Genomic DNA, 24255 nt, shown 5'->3' with positions numbered 1-24255 from the left:
CCATAGAAAAGTCGAGGAAGAAACAAATGTCTGGAATTACCGCTGCATTGGTAAAAGAACTGCGTGAACGTACTGGCGCAGGCATGATGGAATGTAAAAAAGCGCTGGTTGAAGCTAATGGTGATATCGAATTAGCAATCGACAACATGCGTAAATCAGGTCAAGCTAAAGCGGCTAAAAAAGCAGGCCGTGTTGCTGCTGAAGGTATCATCCTTGCAGAAGTTGCTGCTGATGGTAAATTCGGTGCGCTGGTTGAACTGAACTGTGAAACAGACTTCGTTGCTAAAGATGCTGGTTTCATCGCTTTCGGTAAAGAAGTTATGGCTACTGTATTAGCAGACAAAACTGATGATATCGATGCTCTGAAAGCTAAATTCGAAGAAGCACGTACTGCATTAGTTGCTAAAATCGGTGAAAACATCAACATTCGTCGTGTTGCTGTATTAGAAGCTGAAGAATTAGGTACTTACCTACACGGCGCTCGCATCGGTGTTTTAGTTTCAGCTAAAGGCGCTAACGAAGAGCTGATCAAACATATTGCTATGCACGTTGCTGCAAGCAAACCAGAATATGTTCGTCCTGAAGATGTTCCTGCTGATGTTGTTGAACATGAGCACCAAATTCAGATGGATATCGCAATGCAATCAGGTAAACCACGCGAAATCGCAGAAAAAATGGTTATCGGTCGCATGAACAAATTCACCGGTGAGATTTCTCTGACTGGTCAGCATTTCGTAATGGACCCAAGCAAAACTGTTGGTGAACTGCTGAAAGAAAACAATGCTGATGTTATCAACTTCGTTCGTTTCGAAGTTGGTGAAGGTATTGAGAAAGTTGAAGCTGATTTCGCAGCAGAAGTTGCTGCAATGAGCAAATAATAACGCTTAGCGTTAACAGAACCGCCTAATGGCGGTTCTGTTTTGTTGTAATCTCCACTGGCTGTTTGCTTTTTTTTGTTAAAAAGAGAAGCTATCTAAAACCTCCAATTAACTAATCTGCTTAGGACAGAACACCATGGCTACCAATGCAAAACCTGTATATCAGCGAATTTTATTAAAGCTGAGTGGCGAAGCCCTGCAAGGCGCAGAAGGTTTCGGTATCGATGCGAGCGTACTTGATCGCATGGCTCAGGAAATCAAAGAACTCGTTGAATTAGGTATACAAGTCGGTGTCGTAATTGGCGGTGGTAACTTGTTCCGTGGCGCAGGTCTTGCTGCGGCAGGTATGAACCGTGTTGTGGGTGACCACATGGGAATGCTCGCGACAGTAATGAATGGTTTAGCAATGCGTGATTCATTGCACCGTGCTTATGTAAACGCACGCCTTATGTCTGCATTTCCACTGAATGGTGTCTGCGATAACTATAGTTGGGCAGAAGCAATTAGCTTATTACGTCACGGTCGAGTCGTTATTTTCTCGGCTGGTACAGGTAACCCATTCTTTACTACCGATTCAGCTGCGTGCTTACGCGGTATTGAAATTGAAGCTGACGTTGTATTAAAAGCAACGAAAGTGGACGGCGTTTATTCTGCCGATCCAACCAAAGATCCTGATGCAGTACTTTATGAAACGCTGACTTATCAGGATGTATTAGAACGTGAATTGAAAGTCATGGATCTTGCTGCATTCACATTAGCCCGAGATCATAATTTACCTATCCGCGTATTCAATATGAATAAACCGGGTGCATTACGTCGGGTTGTAATGGGTGAAAGTGAAGGAACTTTGATTTCTCACGCTTAATACACAGAGACAACGGTATAATTTGGCGTTAACATCTAGGTACGCCAATTCATTTATGTCGGTATGATTTCATATCGACTGGAAGATAACCAGTTCCCAAGGGTTTATAACGTGATTAATGAAATCAAAAAAGATGCTCAAGAACGCATGGATAAAAGCGTTGAAGCACTAAAAAGCCAGATTAATAAAGTTCGTACTGGTCGTGCGTCTCCTAGCCTTTTAGATGGCATTGTAGTTGAATACTACGGAGCGCCAACGCCATTAAACCAAGTTGCTAACGTTGTCGCAGAAGATGGCCGTACACTGGCAATCACTGTATTCGACCGTACTTTAGCACCGGCTGTTGAAAAAGCGATTATGGCATCAGATTTAGGCTTAAATCCTTCATCTGCTGGCACCATTATCCGTGTTCCACTGCCTCCATTAACTGAAGAACGTCGTAAAGATCTAATCAAAGTTGTTCGTGGTGATGCAGAACAAGGTCGCGTTTCTGTTCGTAATATCCGTCGTGATGCTAACGATAAAGTAAAAGCATTACTGAAAGATAAAGAAATCAGCGAAGATGATGAACGCCGTTCACAAGATGACATTCAGAAGTTAACTGATATGTTCATTAAAAAAATTGATGATGCATTAGCGCTGAAAGAAGCAGAGTTAATGGAATTCTAATTTTTATATCTTTTTTCGATAATGCCGCTTTTTAGCGGCATTATTTTTAATTATTTATTTGAAAATTCGTGCTTAATACCTTCTTTTGTCACATTATTTATTAAAGTTTTCATCTTTAATCCTCATTTACCTTGCCATACTGATATAATTCTCTTTAATTAAAACGTTGTAGACATACTGATTGATTAATAAATGAAACAAATAACTATATTAGGCTCCACAGGGTCTATCGGAACTAGCACTCTTTCCGTAATTGAAAATAATCCTGATGAGTATCAAGTCCTTGCTCTAGCCGCAGGAAAAAATGCAGACAAAATGGCGCAGCAGTGCCTTGCTTTCCAGCCTAAATATGCTGTGATGTCTGATGAAAAAAGTGCAATCCAACTTAAGCAGTTACTCGCTAATACATCTTGTAAAACAGAAATTCTATCTGGCTCTCATGCGATCAATGAAATTGCGGCTCTTGATGAAGCTGATCAAGTTATGTCTGCTATCACTGGTGTTGCGGGATTAAAACCGACACTTGCAGCTATTGAAAAAGGCAAAAGAATTCTGTTAGCAAATAAAGAATCACTGATAACGAGTGGGCGTCTTTTCTTTGATGCGGTGGCTAAATATGGCGCGACAATTTTACCCATTGATAGCGAACATAATGCAATTTATCAAAGCTTACCTAAAGCAATTCAAGAAAACCTAGGTCATGCATCTTTAGCCAATGAAGGTGTAACAAGCATTTTGTTAACAGGCTCTGGCGGACCATTTCGTTATACGCCATTAGAAGCACTGGAAGCAATGACGCCAGATCAAGCATGTGCGCATCCAAATTGGTCTATGGGGCGTAAAATTTCGGTTGATTCTGCAACAATGATGAATAAAGGGCTTGAGTATATTGAAGCTCGTTATTTCTTTAATGCTTCTGAAGAAGAAATGGAAGTTATTATTCATCCACAATCTGTCATTCACTCAATGGTTCGCTATCGTGATGGCAGTATTATTGCTCAAATTGGTGAGCCAGATATGAGAACACCAATTGCATACTCAATGGCTTATCCTCATCGCACTCAATCTGGTGCAAAAGCATTAGATTTCTTTGAGATTCAATCTCTCGAGTTTATTCGTCCAGATTATCAACGTTACCCTTGTTTAGCACTTGCTATTGAAGCATCAAAACGTGGACAAGCGGCAACCACAGTGTTAAATGCAGCTAATGAAGTAGTTGTTGATGCATTTTTACACGAAAAAGTGAAATTTACTGATATTGCTAAAATTAATCGCAAAGTTGTTGAACATTTTGACTTATCAGAGCCTCAAAGCATTAATGATGTCCTAGAAATTGATAAATTAGCAAGATTAGAAACTCATCAGATAATCACTCAATTTGTATAATGGTGATTATATTTAATATAGGGTGTTTGTTCGTCTTTCTGGCTAATGGTATAGTTGCCGAATCACTAAAGACAATAATGAAAATTAACAGTTCATTACTAAGGCTATTGCTTTAGCAACTTTGAGGCTTTGCCAAAGGCCGTGGGTGACACGGTTTTTTTTTGTGCATAGGTTATCCGAAGAGGACTGTCTGTATTAGTATCAGATTAGCAAAGGGTTAAATTGAGTGAACTTATCCAGTGACGATTCATCCGCATCAAAACCAAAGCATGTTGCTATCATTATGGATGGCAATGGACGCTGGGCTAAAAAGCAAGGGAAACTCCGAGTAACGGGGCATCGCGCGGGAATTAAAGCAGTTCGGGATGCGGTTAGCTTTTCCGTAAAACACAAAATTGAATCACTAACGTTATATGCATTTAGTAGCGAAAATTGGAATAGACCAGAGCAGGAAGTCAGTTCTCTCATGGAGTTATTTGTTTTTGCTTTAGATAACGAAGTGAAAAGCCTGCATAAACATAATGTTAAATTGACTGTCATTGGTGATATCAGCCGTTTTAGTCGTCGTTTACAAGATCGAATTAAAAGTTCTGTGGCACTCACTGCGAATAATACAGGGCTTAATTTAAATATTGCAGCTAATTATGGCGGTCGATGGGATATTACTCAAAGCGTAAAACAATTAGCAACATCCCTCGCAAAAGGGGAAATTAGTCTCGACGATATTAATGAAAATACAATATCTTCACATCTTTGTTTGCAGGATCAGCCTGATGTCGATCTTGTTATTCGTACAGGTGGCGAGCATCGTATAAGTAATTTTCTTATTTGGCAGATTGCTTATGCTGAGCTGTATTTTACACAGGTTTTATGGCCTGATTTTGATGAACAAGTTTTTCAGAATGCATTAGATGCTTTTGCTAAACGGGAAAGACGTTTCGGTGGTACTACATCAGAAACAGATACTATAAATCTGGGAGGATAACTTGCTTAAGTATCGTGTCATCACTGCATTAATTTTAATCCCTATTGTTATTGCTGCACTATTTCTACTTCCTCCAGCAGGTTTTGGATTGGTCATTATCGCAATATCAGGTTTAGCGGGTTGGGAATGGGCGCAATTTATTGGCTGGCATTCTCAAGGTAAACGTATTGCGACAGGGATCGGTTTTGCTGCATTGTTAGTGATTATGCAGTTTTCTTTACCTAATTTTGACCACCTACTAGACACTCCAATGATAAAAAATGGTTTGTGGGCGGGTTTAATTTGGTGGGTAGCAGCAATTTTATTAGTTGTAAGTTATCCTAATTCAGCCAATATGTGGAAAAATTCAGTTTTTATTAAGCTATTGTTCGGTATATTGACGATTGTTCCTTTTTATTGTGGCATGATGGCGCTGCGTATGTTGGGTTATAACACTGACACTTATACAGGCGCATGGTGGTTACTGTATGTCATGTTATTAGTTTGGGCTGCTGACTCTGGTGCTTATGCTTTCGGGCGTTTAATCGGAAAACATAAAATGGCACCTAAAGTATCCCCAGGTAAAACCCTTGAAGGGTTAGTTGGTGGGTTGATTACGGCAGGTATTGCATCGTGGTTATTTACTTATTTTGCACCTGTGACTGAAGTCCCCAATAACTTGTTATTAATATCTGGCGTTGTTGTCATAGTATCCGTATTTGGCGACCTAGCAGAAAGCATGTTTAAACGTGTTTCAGGCATTAAAGACAGTAGCCAATTGATACCGGGGCATGGCGGTGTGCTTGATAGAATTGATAGTTTGACTGCGGCTATCCCAGTCTTTGCAGGATTGGTCTTTCTGATTTCTTCTGGCTTTAAACTATAAAGGTAAGTAATGGGTATCCTGTGGAATCTTGCCGCGTTTATTATCGTTTTAGGTATTTTAATTACGGTACATGAATTTGGGCATTTTTGGGTAGCTAGGCGCTGTGGTATTTATGTTGAGCGTTTTTCTATTGGCTTTGGAAAAGCAATTTGGCGCAAAATAGATAAACATGGCACTGAATTTGTTATCGCATGGATACCTTTGGGTGGCTATGTAAAAATGTTAGATGAAAGAGTTGCTGAGGTTGCACCTGAGCGCCGTCATCTTGCATTTAATAATAAAACAGTTGGCCAACGAGCTGCGGTTGTTGCCGCAGGACCTATTGCCAATTTTTTGTTAGCGATAGTCGCCTATTGGATAGTTTTTATGATAGGTGTTCCTGCATTAAAACCTATAATTGCAGACATTCGTCCGAATTCTATCGCAGAACAAGCAAAATTAACGCCCGGAATGGAACTAAAATCCGTTGCAGGTATCGAAACGCCTGATCAGAATGCAGTTCGTTTAGCGTTAGTTGGTCAAATTGGTGCCAAAGAGGTTTCATTCGTTGTTTCAGATCCAAATTCTCTTTCTGAGAGTGAGAATATACTGAATTTACAACAATGGAGTTTTGACCCCGAAAAACAAGATCCTATCTTGTCTCTAGGGATAATGCCTGTTGGCGCACGATTAGACTCAAAGATTATTGAAGTTACGGAAGGCTCCGCTGCTGAAAAAGCGGGTTTACAGGCAGGGGATCGTATCGTTAAAGTTGACGGTCAGCCAATTGATACATGGCATCCATTTACTTATTTTGTTCGACAAAGTCCAAATAAGGTCTTGGAGCTTCTTGTTGAACGTAACGGCTCCTCGTTGATGTTAAATATTACACCGACAGCTGTTGCACTGAAAGATGGTACTGAAGTTGGGCAAGTTGGTGCGCAATTGCAAATATTACCTCCTGATGAGCAATATTTGATAATGCAGCAATACAACCCATTTTCAGCTCTCTATGAAGCATCTGATAAAACATGGCAGTTGATGGGTTTAACTGTCAAAATGATTGGCAAGTTAGTCGTAGGTGACGTCAAATTAACTAACCTTAGTGGACCTGTTTCTATCGCGAAAGGCGCAGGAATGTCTGCTGATTCTGGTTTTATTTATTATTTGATGTTTATGGCGCTTATCAGTGTCAATTTGGGGATCATTAACTTGTTTCCCCTGCCTGTCCTAGATGGCGGGCACCTGCTTTTCCTGGTTATCGAGAAGATAAAGGGAGGGCCGGTATCTGAGCGTGTACAAGATTTCTGTTATCGTATTGGTATTATGGCACTGATGCTTTTAATGGGACTTGCACTTTTCAATGATTTCTCTCGCTTATAATTGGTAAGCAGGGACCGGTTAGGAAAACACAAAACAACGATGGCGATGAAAAAGTTGCTTATAGCGTCGCTGCTGCTGGGCAGCGCCACTGCATACGGTTCAGACGGATTCGTAGTTCAGGACATTCAATTTGAAGGTCTTCAACGCGTCGCCGTTGGTGCAGCATTACTGAACATGCCTGTCCGGGTTGGAGACTCGGTCGGTAATGATGATATCAGCCGAACTATCCGTTCATTATTTGCGACAGGAAACTTTGATGATGTTCGTGTCCTGCGTGACGGAAATACTCTGATTGTTCAAGTAAAAGAGCGTCCAACTATTGCCAGCATTACTTTCTCTGGTAACAAAGCAATCAAGGAAGAGATGCTAAAACAGAACCTTGATGCTTCTAACATTCGTATTGGTGAAACGCTTGACCGTACAATGCTAGCGAATATCGAGAAAGGGCTTGAAGATTTCTATTATAGTGTTGGTAAATATAATGCAACTGTAAAAGTGGTTGTTACACCTCTTCCTCGTAATCGTGTTGACTTAAAACTCGTGTTTGCAGAGGGTGTTTCAGCAACTATTCAGCAAATCAACATTGTTGGTAATAAAGCATTTTCTACGGCTGAGCTAGTTAACCGCTTCCAATTACGTGATGATGTTCCTTGGTGGAACTTAGCGGCTGATGAAAAATATCAGAAGCAAAAATTGGCTGGTGACTTAGAAACATTAAGAAGTTTCTATCTTGATCGTGGTTATGCACGTTTTGATATTGAATCGACGAATGTCAGTTTAACGCCAGACAAAAAAGGAATTTACATTACCATTAACCTGAAAGAAGGTGATAAATACACAGTAGAAAATACTGAGGTCAATGGTAATACAGCGGGTTACACTAAACAAATTGAAGAGCTTATCGAAATTGCACCTGGCTCTCTTTATAATGGCGCGCAAGTCACTAAAACAGAAAATGATATTAAAAATCTGTTAGGTCGTTATGGATATGCTTATCCTCGCGTTATGACAAACCCTGAAATTAATGATGAAAATAAAACCGTGAAACTGCATGTAAACGTAGATGCAGGAAACCGCTTCTATGTTCGTCAAGTCCGTTTCGCTGGTAATGACATCACTAAAGACTCTGTTTTACGTCGTGAAATGCGTCAAATGGAAGGTGCATGGTTAGGTAGCGATTTAGTTGAACAAGGTAAAGAGCGTTTAAATCGTTTAGGTTATTTTGAAACGGTTGAAACAGAAACTCAGCGTATTCCTGGTTCTCCTGATCAGGTTGATATCGTTTACCGCGTAAAAGAGCGTAACACAGGCTCCCTTAACTTTGGTGTCGGTTTCGGTACTGAAAGTGGTGTGAGCTTCCAAGTGGGTGTTACTCAAGATAACTGGTTAGGTACAGGTAACGCAGTTGCTATTAATGCGAGTAAAAATGATTACTCAACTTATGCAGAATTATCTGTGACTGACCCATACTTTACCGTTAATGGTGTGAGTTTAGGCGGTCGAGTTTTCTATAATGACTTCCGCGCTAATGATGCTGATTTATCAGGTTATACCAATAAATCTTATGGTCTAGATGGTACATTAGGCTTCCCAATTAATGAATATAACTCGGCACGTCTTGGCTTAGGCTATACTCATAATGGTCTGTCACGTATGGAACCGCAGGTTGCTATGTGGCGCTACCTAGAAAGTATGGGTGAAAATCCTGGCTTTGATAAACGTGAATCGTTTAACGCTGATGACTATACGGTCAGTCTGGGCTGGACATTTAATAACTTAAACAAAGGTTTCTTCCCAACCTCAGGTGCGAGAAGTAACTTAAGTGGACGTGTGACTATACCTGGCTCTGACAACAAGTACTATAAAGTTACTTGGGACGGTATGTACTATTACCCAATTAATGAGAAAGAGTCTTGGGTAACCTTACTTAAAGGGCGTTTAGGCTACGGCGATGGTTTAGGTGGTAAAGAATTACCATTCTATGAAAACTTCTATGCAGGTGGTTCTGGTACAGTTCGTGGTTTCCGTTCAAATAATATCGGCCCTAAAGCGATTTATTTGCAGAAAAAAGACGGTGTAGTATCACCAAAACCGGGTGAGCCATCTAGCGATGCTATCGGTGGTAACGCAATGGCGGTGGCAAGTTTTGAGCTGATCACTCCAACGCCATTTGTAGATGATAAATACTCATCTTCAGTCAGAACGTCTCTGTTTGTTGATGCAGGTACGGTGTGGGATACTAAGTGGAGTAGCACTAACTCAGCTTGGACAGCAGGTATGCCTGATTATAGCCGTGCAAGTGATATACGTGTTTCAACCGGTGTTGCGTTACAATGGTTATCTCCTTTAGGTCCGTTAGTATTCTCTTATGCTAAGCCAATAAAAGATTACGAAGGCGATAAATCAGAGCAATTCCAGTTTAATATTGGTAGAACGTGGTAGCGATGTAAGTAAAGTTGATGCCTGATTCACAATGCTGAAAAAGGCATCCGATTTCTGACAAAAAATTATTTTTGGTTTTAAGGAGTTTAATCGTGAAAAAATTGTTATGTGCCGCTGCCCTAGGAATGGCATTGACCATGTCAGCAGGTGTTCAAGCCGCAGATAAAGTAGGTGTTGTGAACATCGGTCAAGTTCTCCAACAAATTCCTAACCGTGATGCGGTAGAGAAACAATTGGAAAATGAATTCAAATCACGTGACACTGAATTGCAGAATTTAGGTAAATCATTACAGACAGCTGTTGAGAAATATCAAAAAGACGCACCAACGATGAATGCAACACAACGTGCAAATACAGAGAAAGATCTGGTTGCTAAACGTGAAGCATATGCACAAAAAGCACAAGCTTTTGAGCAAGACTTTAGCCGTCGTCAAGCTGAAGAACGCAATAAAATCATGAAACGTGTATTAGACGCTGTTGATGCAGTAGCGAAGAAAGAAGGCTATGATGTGATCCTTGATGCTAACACTGTACCTTATTTCGCAGATGGTAAAGATATTACTGCTCAGGTTCAAAAACAGGTTAAATAATAGATGTTTTCAATTCGATTAGCTGATCTTGCTCAGCAGTTGAATGCACAGTTACACGGCGATGGTGATATCACTATCGCCGGTCTTGCTTCAATGAGCCTAGCAAATAGCGAACAAATTACATTTCTTTCTGATAGTCGCTATCGTGAAAAATTAAGTGAATGTCAGGCTGCTGCCGTTGTATTAACAGAGGCTGATCTTCCGTTTTGTCCCGTTGCCGCACTTGTGGTGAAAAACCCGTATCTTGCCTATGCTCAAATGGCGCAGATTATGGATACAACACCGCAGCCAGCACAGGATATTCACCCAAGTGCTGTTATTTCTCCTGATGCTAAATTAGGAAAAAATGTATCAGTGGGTGCAAATGCCGTTATCGAATCTGATGTTATTCTTGGTGATAATGTTGTGATTGGTGCCGGTTGTTTTGTGGGTAAAAAAGCACATATTGGTGATAATAGCCGTTTATGGGCAAATGTATCTGTTTATCATGAAGTTATCATTGGTAAAGATTGTTTGGTTCAATCAGGTACTGTGATTGGTTCAGATGGTTTTGGTTATGCTAATGAACGTGGTAATTGGATCAAAATTCCACAATTAGGTTCAGTGGTGATTGGTGATCGCGTTGAAATCGGTGCATGTACTACAATTGACCGAGGCGCATTAGATAACACAGTTATCGGTAATGGTGTTATCATTGATAACCAGTGCCAAATCGCACATAACGTCATTATTGGTGATAATACCGCTGTTGCGGGTGGTGTCATCATGGCGGGCAGCCTGAAAATAGGTCGCTATTGTATGATTGGTGGAGCAAGTGTTATCAATGGTCACATGGAAATCTGTGATAAAGTCACGGTAACAGGTATGGGCATGGTAATGCGTCCTATCACTGAGCCGGGTGTTTATTCTTCAGGAATTCCACTGCAATCGAATAAAGCATGGCGTAAAACCGCAGCACTTGTGTTGCGAATTGATGAAATGCAAAAAAGGCTCAAGTCGCTTGAACGTCAAGTAGAAAGTAGCGACAAGTAACAATATACGTCATTGACGAATGTTACCCATTTTGCGACCTGCGGGTTAACTCACTTTTGAGTCACAGCAGGTCGTGTCATTATTAATTAGACTCAGTTTTATTAGACAGGAAGAGTATTGCAATGAGTGAGAATCATACTCTGCAAATCGAAGAAATTTTAGATTTACTTCCACACCGTTACCCATTCTTATTGGTTGATCGTGTCCTTGATTTTGAAGAAAAGAAATTTCTAAGAGCAGTAAAAAATGTATCTTTTAATGAGCCTTTCTTTCAAGGTCACTTTCCAGGGAAACCAATTTTCCCGGGCGTATTGATCCTCGAAGCCATGGCACAGGCAACGGGTATTTTAGCATTCAAAAGCGTAGGAAAGCTGGAACCTGGTGAACTCTACTATTTTGCTGCTATTGACGGTGCTCGCTTTAAACGTCCTGTCTTACCTGGGGATCAAATGATCCTAGAGGTAGAATTCATTAAAGAACGTCGTGGTGTTGCTCGCTTTAAAGGCGTCGCTAAAGTTGATGGGGAAATTGCTTGCGAAGCTGAAATGATGTGCGCTCGCCGCCGTGAGGTCTAGCCTATGATAGATAAATCCGCAGTAATTCACCCTTCCTCAATTATTGAAGAGGGTGCGGTAATTGGTGCTAATGTTCGCATTGGCCCTTTTTGCGTCATTGGTGCTAATGTTGAGATTGGTGAAGGTACTGATATTAAATCTCACGTTGTTATCAATGGGCATACTCGCATTGGCCGAGATAATCAGATTTATCAATTTACTTCTATCGGTGAAGTTAATCAGGATCTGAAATATCGTGGTGAACCAACACAAGTCATTATTGGTGATCGAAACCTTATTCGTGAAAGTGTGACTATCCACCGTGGAACCACCCAAGGCGGCAATATCACAAAAATTGGTAACGATAATCTGCTGATGATTAATACCCACGTCGCACATGATTGTATCATTGGTGATCGTTGTATTATTGCAAATAACGGCACACTAGGTGGTCACGTCACTTTAGGTGATTTTGTGATTATCGGTGGTATGAGCGCTGTTCATCAGTTTTGCCAAATTGGCTCTCATGTGATGGTCGGTGGATGTTCAGGCGTGGCACAAGATGTTCCTCCTTTTGTTATTGCACAAGGAAACCACGCGACGCCTTATGGGCTGAATATTGAAGGATTAAAGCGCAGAGGTTTTGCTAAAGAAGATCTTCATGCAATTCGTAATGCTTACAAAGTACTTTACCGTAATGGTAAAACACTGGAAGAAGCGCGTGAAGAGATTGAACAATTGGTTGCTGATAATAATAATCCGCATGTCAAACTGTTCAGTGATTTTCTGGAAAACTCAGCAAAATCTAACCGCGGTATCATTCGCTAATTAGGATATGACCTTGTCAGGCCAATTATCTACTACTCAGAGTCCGTTAGTTATCGGCTTAGTTGCTGGTGAAACGTCTGGTGATATCTTGGGCGCGGGATTAATCCGCGCTCTAAAACAAATGCATCCCAATGTTCGCTTTGTTGGCGTTGCTGGACCTCTTATGCAAGCTGAAGGTTGTGAAGCTTGGTATGAGATGGAAGAGCTTGCCGTCATGGGGATCGTTGAAGTTCTTGAACGATTACCTCGCTTATTAAAGATCAGAAAAGATCTCACCCAACGATTCTCAGAATTAAAACCTGATGTTTTCGTGGGGATCGACGCACCTGATTTTAATATCACTCTTGAAGGTCGCTTAAAGCAAAAAGGGATCAAAACTATCCACTATGTCAGTCCATCTGTGTGGGCTTGGCGTCAAAAACGTGTTTTCAAAATTGCTAAAGCGACAGATCTTGTCTTAGCTTTTCTACCTTTTGAAAAAGCGTTTTATGATAAGTATCAGGTTCCTTGTCGTTTTATTGGTCATACAATGGCTGATGCCATACCTTTAAATCCAGATAAAAAGGCTGCTCGTGAACATCTAGGGATAGCTGAAGAAACCCCTTGTTTAGCACTTCTTCCCGGTAGTCGTCATGCTGAAGTTGAAATGCTAAGTGCTGATTTTATAAAAACAGCGCAGTTACTAAAACAGCAGATCCCCACTCTTCATATTGTTGTGCCATTAGTTAATGCTAAGCGGCGAACTCAATTTGAACAGATATATCAAAATGTGGCACCAGAACTTGAAATACAACTTCTTAATGGGCAAGCAAGAGAAGCAATGATAGCCAGTGATGCGACATTGTTAGCATCTGGTACGGCTGCATTAGAATGCATGTTAACGAAATGCCCGATGGTTGTTGGCTATCGCATGAAGCCATTTACTTTCTGGTTAGCAAAAAGGTTAGTTAAAACGCCTTATGTCTCGTTACCTAATTTGTTAGCTGGCCGAGAAATTATCAAAGAACTATTGCAAGAAGAGTGTGAACCCTCAGCATTAGCACAACAACTTTTACCTCTTTTAACCGATGAAGAAAAAGTACGTCAATTAAAAGAGATATTTTTACAGCTACATAGTGACATTCGTTGTAATGCGGATGAACAAGCAGCAAATGCAGTATTAGAATTGGCAGAGAAATAATGGAATTTGTATATCCAAAAGCAAAGTTTATTGCTGGAGTTGATGAGGTTGGTCGAGGTCCATTAGTCGGCGCAGTCGTTACCGCTGCCGTTATTCTTGACCCAGCAAATCCAATTAAAGGATTAGCAGACTCCAAAAAGCTAACAGAAAAAAAACGTAATGCGCTTTATGACGAAATAAAAGAAAAAGCATTATGCTGGGCGATAGGCCGTGCAGAGCCTGAAGAAATTGATGAATTAAATATTCTTTGGGCAACCATGAAAGCAATGGAACGTGCTGTTGCGGGATTATCAATAACACCTGATATGGTCTTAATTGATGGTAATCGTTGCCCTAAATTACCGATGTCCTCTCAAGCAGTTATAAAAGGTGATAGTTTAGTTCAAGAAATTAGTGCAGCTTCTATTCTTGCTAAAGTGACTCGTGATAGAGAAATGGAAGAGTTAGATAAGCTTTACCCTGAATATGGTTTTGCTAAACATAAAGGGTATCCAACTGTTTTCCATATGGAAAAACTAGCCTTATTAGGGGCAACACCCTATCATCGAAAAAGTTTTGCGCCTGTAAAACGTGCTTTAAATTTAAAGTAATCCACAGAGTAATTAGACACTATGGCAGATCCTCGTTTTATCCATCTTAGGGTACACAGCGATTATTCAATGATCGATGGATTGGCAAAAACAGGGCCTCTTGTGAAGAAAGTGGCTTCGCTGGGAATGCCTGCTTTTGCGATTACTGATTTCACTAACTTATGTGGGTTAGTGAAATTTTATGGTGCTGCACATGGTGCTGGCATTAAACCTATCATTGGTGCTGATGTTTACCTTGAAACTGAATTATTAGGTGACGAATATGCTCATCTGACTATTCTTGCCCGTAATAATGTAGGCTACCAAAACCTCACTTTACTGATTTCAGAAGCTTATAAACACGGTTATGGTGCTGTTGGCCCGACAATTAAACAAGAGTGGTTAACAACCTATAAAGAAGGGCTATTGTTGCTTTCTGGCGGCAGAATGGGGGATGTGGGTAAATTTCTACTTCGTGGAAATCGCGCTTTAGTTGATCAGTGCCTTGAGTATTACCAAACTCATTTTCCCGATAGTTATTATCTAGAACTTATTCGTACCGGTCGTGCTGATGAGGAAACTTATCTTCATGAAGCAGTCGCTCTGGCTTCTGAAAAAGGTTTGCCTGTCGTTGCAACCAATGATGTCTGTTTTCTCGACAGTGATGATTTTGACGCACATGAAATTCGTGTCGCCATTCATGATGGTTTTACGTTATCTGATCCCAAACGCCCTAAGAATTATAGCCCTCAGCAATATATGCGCACAGAAGAAGAAATGTGTGAATTATTTGCTGATATACCTGAAGCATTAGAAAACAGTGTTGAAATCGCTAAACGCTGTAATGTCACGATCCGTTTAGGGGAATATTTTCTTCCACAATTCCCAACAGGGGATATGAGTACAGAAGATTTCCTTGTTAAAAAATCACAAGAAGGTTTAGAAGAACGTTTAGCCTTTTTATTTCCAGATCCTGAAGAACGACAAAAAAGACGCCCTGAATATGATGAACGTCTTGATATCGAGCTGAAAGTAATTAACCAGATGGGATTCCCTGGTTACTTCCTTATCGTGATGGAGTTTATTCAGTGGTCTAAAGATAACGGTGTTCCTGTTGGTCCGGGGCGAGGTTCTGGTGCGGGTTCACTAGTAGCTTATTCGCTGAAAATCACAGATCTTGATCCTCTTGAATTTGACTTACTTTTCGAACGTTTTCTTAATCCTGAACGTGTTTCGATGCCTGACTTTGACGTCGATTTCTGTATGGAAAAACGCGATAGAGTTATCGACCACGTTGCTGAAATGTATGGACGGGATGCAGTATCTCAGATCATTACATTTGGTACGATGGCGGCAAAAGCCGTTATTCGCGATGTTGGACGTGTTTTAGGGCACCCTTACGGTTTTGTTGATAGAATTTCAAAACTCGTTCCTCCTGATCCGGGGATGACGCTAGAAAAAGCGTTTGCAGCGGAACCTCAATTACCCGAAATTTATGAAGCCGACGAAGAGGTTAAATCTCTTATTGATATGGCTCGTAAATTGGAAGGGGTAACACGTAATGCGGGTAAGCACGCCGGTGGTGTCGTTATTTCACCAACGAAAATCACCGATTTTGCGCCACTTTATTGTGATGCAGAGGGAAATAACCCCGTTACACAATTTGATAAGAACGACGTTGAATACGCAGGTCTTGTTAAATTCGACTTCTTAGGTTTAAGAACACTAACCATCATTAACTGGGCATTAGAGATGATTAATGCCCGACGTGCTAAAAAATCACTCGAACCTGTTGATATTTCGGCGATCCCATTAACGGATCAGCGCAGTTTTGACATGTTGCAGCGTTCAGAAACAACCGCGGTATTCCAGTTGGAATCTCGTGGTATGAAAGATCTCATCAAACGCCTACGTCCTGACTGTTTTGAAGATATGATTGCACTTGTTGCCCTATTTCGTCCGGGGCCATTGCAGTCAGGCATGGTAGATAACTTTATTGACCGTAAACACGGTGTTGAAGAGATTTCATATCCTGATGTTAAGTGGCAGCATGAAAGTTTACAGCCAGTTCTAGAACCAACCTATGGTGTTATCCTATACCAAGAACAAGTTATGCAAATTGCACAGGTTCTTGCGGGATATACGCTAGGTGGCGCGGATATGTTACGACGCGCAATGGGTAAGAAAAAACCTGAAGAAATGGCAAAGCAACGCTCTGTTTTTGAAGAAGGTGCTATTAAAAACGGTGTCGATGGTGAGCTTGCTATGAGGATCTTTGACTTGGTGGAGAAATTCGCCGGTTATGGATTTAACAAATCACACTCAGCAGCGTATGCATTAGTTTCTTATCAAACATTATGGTTGAAAGCCCACTATCCAGCTGAATTTATGGCTGCTGTAATGACGGCAGATATGGATAACACTGAAAAAGTGGTGGGATTGGTTGATGAATGTTGGAGAATGGGCTTAAAGGTTCTTCCTCCTGATATTAATAGCGGTCTTTATCATTTCCACGTAAATGATGAAGGTGAAATCGTTTATGGTATTGGTGCCATTAAAGGTGTGGGTGAAGGGCCGATTGAAGCGATTGTAGAGGCGCGTCAGCAAGGCGGTCATTTTAAAGATATTTTTGATCTCTGTGCTAGAACAGAAACGAAAAAATTGAATCGCCGAGTGATGGAAAAACTGATAATGTCAGGCGCATTCGATAAGCTAGGGCCTCATCGTGCTGCTTTAATGTCTTCATTAGAAGATGCGTTAAAAGCCGCAGACCAACATGCCAAGGCTGAAGCAATAGGGCAATCGGATATGTTTGGTGTGTTAGCTGAAGCACCTGAGCAAGTTGAGCGTTCTTATGCCAATATACCTAAATGGTCAGACCAAGTTGTTTTAGAAGGTGAGCGAGAGACGCTAGGTTTATATTTAACTGGTCATCCGATCACACGTTATTTAAAAGAAATTGAACGATATGCGGCAGGAACACGTCTAAAAGATTTAGTGCCAACACCTCGTGGCCAAATGGTGAAGGTTGCAGGCTTAGTACTTGCTTCTAAAGTATTTACAACGAAACGTGGAAATCGGATCGGCGTTTGTACCTTAGATGATCGTTCAGGTCGCTTAGAAATTATGTTATTTTCTGATGCATTGGATAAATACCAACATTTATTAGAACAAGACAAGATTTTAATTGCTACTGGGCAGGTCAGCTTTGATGATTTCAATGGTGGGCTTAAAATGACAGTCCGCGAACTTATGGATATCAACGAAGCCCGTGAAAAATATGCACGAGGACTTGCTATCTCATTATCAGACAGGCAAATTAATGAGCAATTATTAAATCGTCTTCGCGGCGTTTTAGAACCTCATCGTTCAGGCACGATACCGGTTCATCTTTATTTTGAAAAGCATGATGCCTGCGCACGTTTACGATTTGGTGCGACTTGGCGTGTAACGCCAACAGATATGCTTTTAACGGATCTGCGAACTCTGCTGGGTAATGAGCAGGTAGAATTAGAATTTGACTAAAATAGGAATGTTATGAGTCTTAATTTTCTGGATTTTGAACAGCCAATTGCCGAGTTAGAAGCGAAAATTGATTCGCTAACCGCAGTTAGCCAACATGATGAAAAAATTGATATTAATATCGATGAAGAAGTTTCACGCTTAAGAGAAAAAAGCCTAGAGCTAACGCGTAAGATTTTTTCTGATCTTGGTGCATGGCAAGTAGCACAACTTGCACGTCATCCATTAAGACCTTACACACTGGATTATATTCATCGTATCTTTACTGATTTCCAAGAATTAGCAGGCGACCGTGCTTATGCTGATGATAAAGCCATTGTTGGTGGTATCGCTCGTTTAGATGGTCGTCCAGTGATGGTTATTGGGCACCAAAAAGGGCGTGAAACGAAAGAGAAAATCCGCCGTAACTTTGGTATGCCAGCGCCAGAAGGCTATCGCAAAGCGCTTCGTTTAATGGATATGGCGCAACGTTTTAATCTTCCTATTATCACTTTTATTGATACTCCAGGTGCTTATCCTGGTGTTGGTGCTGAAGAGCGCGGTCAATCAGAAGCGATTGCACGTAACTTACGTGAAATGTCACGCTTTGGTGTGCCAATCATCTGTACTGTTATTGGCGAAGGTGGTTCTGGTGGCGCTCTAGCGATTGGTGTTGGTGATAAAGTCAATATGCTGCAATACAGCACCTATTCTGTTATTTCACCAGAAGGTTGTGCATCTATTCTTTGGAAAAGCGCTGATAAAGCACCATTAGCTGCAGAAGCGATGGGTATCACTGCAAACCGTTTAAAAGAGCTTAAGCTGATTGATACGGTTATTCCTGAGCCTTTAGGTGGCGCGCATCGTCACTATGATGAAATTGCAGCATCTTTAAAAGCACAAATTAAAGCTGATTTAGACGAGTTAGATGCATTTGAATCAGAAGAACTAACAAATCGTCGCTACCAACGTTTAATGGAATACGGTTACTGCTGATAGCGTCATTTGATTCAAAAAATAAAAGAAAGCCTCATGTTGATAACATGAGGTTTTTTTTGTCTCTAAAAACTATCATTATTGAGACAATAAAATGAGGTTATATTAACTATAATATATTAAATATCAATACGTTAAGTTGATCTCAAAAACAATATTAATTCGCTTTTTTACTAAAAGAATAATCAACCCTATCTATTATTTTATAGAGTCATTTACTTCTTTTGTGAGGAAAAAGCGATGATATCGTTTAAAGATAAAGTTGGGATAATTACAGGTGGTAATAGCGGGATTGGATTAGCTTCTGCGGAAAAGTTTTTATCCTTAGGTGCATCAGTTGTTATCACTGGCAGTAATTTAACGCGAGGGCAAAAAGCAGAAAAATACCTAAAAGAAAAAGGGCTTTCGGGTGAATTTATTCAAATGGATGTGAAAAGTGAAAAAGAGAACGAACAACTCATTGATTATGTGGTAAATAAATATGGGCGGCTGGATTTCATCTTTGCTAATGCGGGTGTTTTAACTGATAACATCGCAGATAAATTAGAATATGAAAAATGGAAAGGGGTATTAGACGTTAATCTTAATGGGCTTTTTCTGATTAACCGTGCAGCAATTCAATATTGGCTGAAAAATGAACTATCAGGCGCAATTGTTAATTGTAGCTCGATTTGTTCCTTTGTTGGTCAACACGCGTTTCCCGCTTATTGTGCATCAAAAGGGGGAATTAAATTACTGACACAAACACTTGCTATTGATTATGCAAGCAAAGGTATTCGTGTTAATGCGGTTTGTCCCGGGTATATTGATACCCCTTTATTAGATGGACGTGAACTAGATAAGCAAAAATTGACGGCATTGCACCCGATTGGTCGTCTTGGTACACCAGAAGAAGTGGCTAATGTTGTGGTATTTTTGGCTAGTGATGCCGCTTCGTTTGTCACTGGAGCTTCTTATTTGGTCGATGGTGGTTTTACGGCATAAATCATGTTTATTTAAGGCAGAATGATGTTTATTCTGCCTTATTTTCCTTCATTAGTGATACAACGTCTTAAATCTCGCATTCATTTTTCAGGATCGCGTTGTATTCGTGCAAAATCGGGTAGAAAGGCTTAACATAATCATCTGAATTCACTGATAAATGACCATACAATGAAACAGGAATACAACTTACTCCTTAAAGAAATCAAACAACAAATTGATCCTTACACTAAAATTTTGGTGGGTTTTAGTGGCGGTGTAGATTCCACTGTTTTATTACAAGGGCTTGTACGTTTACGTGATGAATACCAATTACCTTTAGAATTAACGGCTATCTATATTCATCATGGATTAAATATCAAAGCAGATGATTGGCTTGCCCACTGTGAACAATGCTGTCAGCAATGGCATGTCGATTTTATCAGTGAAAAAGTGAACGTAGATCCTAAAGCGGGAGGGCTTGAAAATGGTGCAAGAGAGGCGCGTTATCAAGCTTTTCGCCGATATTTACAGCCACAACAAGTGTTAGTGACAGCTCAACACCAAGATGATCAAGCTGAAACTTTTTTACTGGCTTTAAAGCGAGGCAGTGGTCCTGCGGGGCTTTCTTCAATGCCTGCCAAAATGGTGTTTGAGAAGAGTTATTTACTGCGCCCATTACTCAATATTACTCGTGAGCAAATTGAATTTTATGCTACTGAACAAGGACTTGACTGGATAGAAGACGATAGTAATCAAGATGATCGTTATGATCGCAATTTTTTACGATTACGTGTTATGCCCTTGCTCGCTCAACGTTGGCCTCACTTTTCACAAGCGGTAACTCGAAGTGCTGCATTGTGTGGTGAACAAGAAGCACTATTAGATGAACTATTAGATTCTGAACTTAATGCCTTAATGGACAGTGAGCGCAGCTTAGATATTAATCAACTTACCCATTGTAGTGTTATAAAGCGCAATGCTTTACTGAGGCGCTGGTTTGCTAAACACAATAAAACCATGCCATCAAGGCAGCAAATTTTACGATTATGGCAAGAAGTTGTTTTAGCAAAAGAAGATGCAGAGCCTCGATTACAATTTTATCAAGATGAAGTTAGACGTTATAAACAGCGCCTTTATCTAGTTCCAATCATTAAAGAGCCTGTTGATCATGCTATTGAGTGGTCGCTCAAGGAGCCTTTATGTTTACCTAATGGATTAGGCGTTTTATCACTTGTCTCCGAAACAGGCAAAAACACTGTCAGAAAGCCTTCGCGTGATGAAAAAGTCACAGTACGTTTTGGTTTAACACAAGCATCTTTGCGTATTGTAGGGCGAGCGCGCGCTCGACATAGTAAAAAGATTTGGCAAGAGCTTGACGTTGCACCTTGGCGTAGAACTCGGATTCCTTTGATTTATTATAATGATACGTTGATTGCAGCTATTGATACATTTGTTACTTTTGAGGGAAAAGCAACATCAGAACACGCTATTACTATTGAGTGGCGAAAGGCTCATGAATGAACAACCGCCGGTTGGCGGTTGTTCTTTATTCGGTTATTCCGATTTTATAATGATTGTCCCAAGTTCGGGATGAGAAAAACTGGCAATAACATCCAGTCGTAAATCTTTAGAGCCTTCAGACGTTTTGACTTTTAGGTATTCAACTTTTTTGCTTAAGAAAAGATCATCCGCGACACCTTCAATAAGCTCACCATCATGGAGTTCTATATGGAGCGTTAAACCACGCTGGCATGCTAACTCCAGATATTCGTAATCATCACAGTTAATTGGTTGATATTCTGTATTTGTTGACATATTCCCTCACCACTCTTTCGTGGCGGTGTTGCCGCCAGTGAATAATTCAGAATAAAATCATTATGCTGTTATTCGATGTGAGCACAATAGTTATTGTAATAATTTTCTGAAATAGTTCTTTATTCGAAGTGATTTAAGAAATAATTAACAATTATGGGTGCATTTATCTTAAAGCTTGTTTTATTGCCCCTTTTTATTTTAAAAAATGTTAGAATCAAATAGAGAATGATTTATTAAAAAGTACCCAGAATGTAGGGAGTCGATGATGGGGAAAAAATTTTTATTTGCAGCCGTTGCTGCTGGGTTATTTGTATTGTCAGGTTGCCAAAATAATATTGGCTTATCACTTGATGGAAAAATTGTAGACCAAACTTACAACAGTATTCTGCCTTGTGCCGATTGCTCTGGTATCGACACGACAATTCTTGTTAATCAAGATGGCTCTTATGTTATGGAGCAAAGCTATCAAGGTTCACCTGATGATAAACGTAGTTTCTTTGAATCAGGAACTTGGGTATTAGGTAAAGATAAGCTGACGTTGACTAATAGCTATGGTGAGAAGAGCTATTATTTACCTCACGAAGATAAATTAGTTATGCTTGATATTGATGGCAACGTTATTAATTCAGAACTAAATTATACTTTAGCTAAGGTTCAGCCTAAGCAACTTGCTGGTGAATTTACCTATTTTGCCGATGCTGGTACGTTTAAAGATTGCCAATCAGGGCGTGTTTACGCAGCCAGTGGTATTGAATTGGAAAAAGGCTATTTTTTAACCGGCGTTGATGGTGGAACACCTGTTTACCTCGAAGTTAATGGCTATTACAGTATTCGTCCTTCAATGGAAGATGGTCAATATGACCAAGCATTAGTGGTTACAGATGATAAACCGCGCTTTAATCGCCATGGCTCTTGTGCAAATCATCGTGGTGGCAGAAGCTAAGTTTTAGTTATCCTATTACTAATAAAAAAACCCGCTTTTGCGGGTTTTTTGTTGCTCAATGAAGCCTCTTAACATCAAGAGGCCTAATGATTAAGCGAGTTGCTCTTTGATAAAGGCAACAACATCGTCAACATTAATCAGTGATTTATCATCACTACGACGCGCTTTATATTCGATTTGGTTGTTGTCTAAGTTACGATCACCAATCACGATCGTGTGTGGAATACCGATAAGTTCCATATCAGCAAACATCACACCCGGACGTTCTTTACGATCATCAAACAGCACATCAATACCGTGAGCGCGTAATTCGTCATAAAGTTTGTCAGCGACTTCTTTAACACGATAAGAACGATGCATATTCATTGGTAAAATAGCAACTTGGAAAGGTGCAATCGCATCTGGCCAAATAATACCGCGAGCATCATGGTTTTGTTCAATAGCGGCAGCAACAATACGCGTTACACCGATACCATAACAACCCATAGTAACGATTTGGTTATGACCTTCTTCGTTTTGTACGGTTGCTTTTAATGCTTCTGAATATTTTGTGCCAAGTTGGAAGATATGACCAACTTCAATACCACGCTTGATTAACAACGTTCCTTTACCGTCTGGGCTTGGATCGCCTTCAACAACATTACGGATGTCAGCAATTTCAGCAACCGGTAGGTCACGCTCCCAATTGATACCAAAATAGTGTTTACCATCAACGTTTGCGCCTGCACCGAAATCACTCATTACAGAGACAGAACGATCCATAATAACTGGCAGTGGCAGATTAACAGGGCCTAATGAACCAGGACCAGCATTGACAGCTTGGCGAATTTCAGCTTCGGTTGCGAAAGTTAAAGGTGCTGCAACGATAGCGCATTTTTCTGCTTTAACTTCATTCAGTTCGTGATCGCCACGGACTAATAATGCAACTAATGGGTAACCGCTTTCTTTTGTACCATGAACAATCAGTGTTTTAACTGTTTTTTCAATTGGTAGATTGAATTGTTCAACTAATTCAGCAATCGTTTTAGCGTTTGGAGTATCTACTAAACGTAATTCTTCTGTTGCAGCAGCTCGTGGAGTTGCAGGCATTACTGCTTCTGCTAATTCGATATTGGCTGCATAGTCAGAGCCAGTAGAGAAAACGATATCATCTTCACCGCTGTCTGCTAAAACTTGGAACTCATGAGAGGCATTACCACCGATAGAGCCTGTATCTGCAAGGACTGGACGGAAATCTAAACCAATACGTGAGAAAATTTTGCTGTAAGCTTCGTACATTCTGTCGTAAGTCTCTTGTAAAGACTCTTGAGAGATATGGAAAGAGTAAGCATCTTTCATGATAAATTCACGAGAACGCATAACACCAAAACGAGGGCGTACTTCGTCGCGGAATTTAGTTTGAATTTGATATAAGTTCAGTGGAAGTTGTTTGTAAGAGGTAATTTCATTACGAACAATATCAGTAACAACTTCTTCATGAGTGGGGCCTAAAACAAATGGGCGCTCGCCTCTGTCTGAAAAACGCAGTAATTCAGGGCCATACTGTTCCCAACGACCACTTTCTAGCCATAAGTCAGCGGGTTGAACAACGGGCATTGAAATCTCAAGTGATCCCGCATTGTCCATCTCTTCACGAACAATTTTTTCAATTTTTCTTAGAACACGAACCCCTGTCGGCATCCAATCATAAAGACCAGAAGCGAGTTTACGGATCATGCCTGCGCGAAGCATAAGTTGATGGCTGACAATTTCTGCATCAGCAGGTGTCTCTTTTAAAGTAGAGAGCAAATAGTGGCTAGTACGCATTATTAGGTTCCATTAGAACAAAAATA

The 24255-nt window shown here is 40.4% G+C and carries 21 protein-coding genes; 19 read left to right on the top strand and 2 right to left on the bottom strand.

Annotated features, from left to right (window positions below; translation table 11 throughout):
• Positions 1-26 precede the first annotated feature (26 nt).
• The 18 genes from tsf (at position 27) to tilS (ending at position 21186) form a co-directional block, all read left to right on the top strand.
• Positions 27-878, top strand: coding sequence for a translation elongation factor Ts (gene tsf / locus QQS39_RS15105; RefSeq protein WP_072064261.1), 852 nt, complete (start codon positions 27-29; stop codon positions 876-878).
• Between the two features lie 136 nt (positions 879-1014).
• The gene (pyrH, locus tag QQS39_RS15100) at positions 1015-1743 is read left to right on the top strand and encodes a UMP kinase (protein ID WP_023582710.1); all 729 of its coding nucleotides are present in this window, start codon (positions 1015-1017) and stop codon (positions 1741-1743) included.
• A gap of 111 nt (positions 1744-1854) precedes the next feature.
• Positions 1855-2412 (top strand): ribosome recycling factor, encoded by a 558-nt coding sequence (frr, locus tag QQS39_RS15095; RefSeq protein ID WP_099074409.1) that lies wholly within the window; start codon positions 1855-1857, stop codon positions 2410-2412.
• A gap of 192 nt (positions 2413-2604) precedes the next feature.
• Positions 2605-3798: a 1-deoxy-D-xylulose-5-phosphate reductoisomerase gene (gene ispC, locus QQS39_RS15090; protein WP_151435975.1), complete on the top strand. Its 1194-nt coding sequence runs from the start codon at positions 2605-2607 to the stop codon at positions 3796-3798.
• A gap of 283 nt (positions 3799-4081) precedes the next feature.
• A complete protein-coding gene (gene uppS, locus QQS39_RS15085; RefSeq protein WP_265576340.1) occupies positions 4082-4783 on the top strand; it encodes a polyprenyl diphosphate synthase in 702 nt (233 codons plus the stop codon).
• A 1-nt stretch (position 4784) separates the two neighbouring features.
• The gene (cdsA, locus tag QQS39_RS15080) at positions 4785-5648 is read left to right on the top strand and encodes a phosphatidate cytidylyltransferase (protein WP_151435973.1); all 864 of its coding nucleotides are present in this window, start codon (positions 4785-4787) and stop codon (positions 5646-5648) included.
• A gap of 9 nt (positions 5649-5657) precedes the next feature.
• A complete protein-coding gene (rseP, locus tag QQS39_RS15075) occupies positions 5658-7010 on the top strand; it encodes a sigma E protease regulator RseP (protein WP_151435972.1) in 1353 nt (450 codons plus the stop codon).
• Between the two features lie 39 nt (positions 7011-7049).
• Positions 7050-9452, top strand: coding sequence for an outer membrane protein assembly factor BamA (gene bamA / locus QQS39_RS15070; RefSeq protein WP_151435971.1), 2403 nt, complete (start codon positions 7050-7052; stop codon positions 9450-9452).
• Positions 9453-9544: 92 nt separating this feature from the next.
• A complete protein-coding gene (locus QQS39_RS15065) occupies positions 9545-10042 on the top strand; it encodes an OmpH family outer membrane protein (RefSeq protein WP_151435970.1) in 498 nt (165 codons plus the stop codon).
• A 3-nt stretch (positions 10043-10045) separates the two neighbouring features.
• Complete coding sequence (gene lpxD / locus QQS39_RS15060) at positions 10046-11074, top strand: UDP-3-O-(3-hydroxymyristoyl)glucosamine N-acyltransferase (RefSeq protein ID WP_109420095.1); 1029 nt, start codon at positions 10046-10048, stop codon at positions 11072-11074.
• Between the two features lie 122 nt (positions 11075-11196).
• Complete coding sequence (gene fabZ / locus QQS39_RS15055) at positions 11197-11649, top strand: 3-hydroxyacyl-ACP dehydratase FabZ (protein ID WP_006535887.1); 453 nt, start codon at positions 11197-11199, stop codon at positions 11647-11649.
• A 3-nt stretch (positions 11650-11652) separates the two neighbouring features.
• Positions 11653-12456 (top strand): acyl-ACP--UDP-N-acetylglucosamine O-acyltransferase, encoded by an 804-nt coding sequence (lpxA, locus tag QQS39_RS15050; protein ID WP_151435969.1) that lies wholly within the window; start codon positions 11653-11655, stop codon positions 12454-12456.
• 7 nt (positions 12457-12463) lie between these two features.
• Entirely contained in the window at positions 12464-13636 is a 1173-nt protein-coding gene (gene lpxB / locus QQS39_RS15045) for a lipid-A-disaccharide synthase (protein WP_285804838.1), read from the top strand.
• Entirely contained in the window at positions 13636-14226 is a 591-nt protein-coding gene (rnhB, locus tag QQS39_RS15040) for a ribonuclease HII (protein ID WP_285804837.1), read from the top strand. Before lpxB ends, rnhB begins: the two co-directional genes overlap by 1 nt.
• 21 nt (positions 14227-14247) lie before the next feature.
• Positions 14248-17730: a DNA polymerase III subunit alpha gene (gene dnaE, locus QQS39_RS15035; RefSeq protein ID WP_285804836.1), complete on the top strand. Its 3483-nt coding sequence runs from the start codon at positions 14248-14250 to the stop codon at positions 17728-17730.
• Positions 17731-17742: 12 nt separating this feature from the next.
• Positions 17743-18702, top strand: a complete 960-nt coding sequence (accA, locus tag QQS39_RS15030) for an acetyl-CoA carboxylase carboxyl transferase subunit alpha (protein WP_151435966.1) — start codon at positions 17743-17745, stop codon at positions 18700-18702.
• A 240-nt stretch (positions 18703-18942) separates the two neighbouring features.
• A complete protein-coding gene (locus QQS39_RS15025) occupies positions 18943-19686 on the top strand; it encodes an SDR family NAD(P)-dependent oxidoreductase (RefSeq protein ID WP_151435965.1) in 744 nt (247 codons plus the stop codon).
• Positions 19687-19854: 168 nt separating this feature from the next.
• Entirely contained in the window at positions 19855-21186 is a 1332-nt protein-coding gene (tilS, locus tag QQS39_RS15020) for a tRNA lysidine(34) synthetase TilS (RefSeq protein ID WP_285804835.1), read from the top strand.
• Positions 21187-21219: 33 nt separating this feature from the next.
• On the opposite strand, the gene rof is transcribed toward tilS, so the two are convergent.
• Positions 21220-21480, bottom strand: coding sequence for a Rho-binding antiterminator (gene rof / locus QQS39_RS15015; protein ID WP_151435963.1), 261 nt, complete (start codon positions 21478-21480; stop codon positions 21220-21222).
• Positions 21481-21742: 262 nt separating this feature from the next.
• On the opposite strand from rof, the gene nlpE reads away from it, so the two are divergent.
• A complete protein-coding gene (gene nlpE / locus QQS39_RS15010; protein ID WP_151435962.1) occupies positions 21743-22423 on the top strand; it encodes an envelope stress response activation lipoprotein NlpE in 681 nt (226 codons plus the stop codon).
• 90 nt (positions 22424-22513) lie between these two features.
• Here nlpE and proS read toward each other — a convergent pair whose 3' ends face one another.
• Positions 22514-24229, bottom strand: a complete 1716-nt coding sequence (gene proS / locus QQS39_RS15005) for a proline--tRNA ligase (protein ID WP_285804834.1) — start codon at positions 24227-24229, stop codon at positions 22514-22516.
• Positions 24230-24255: the final 26 nt, after the last annotated feature.

This window comes from Proteus appendicitidis (assembly GCF_030271835.1).
In the GTDB taxonomy this organism is placed as follows: domain Bacteria; phylum Pseudomonadota; class Gammaproteobacteria; order Enterobacterales; family Enterobacteriaceae; genus Proteus; species Proteus appendicitidis.
The sequence above is the reverse complement of the archived record's forward strand: the minus strand, read 5'-3'. Positions and strand labels throughout refer to the sequence as shown.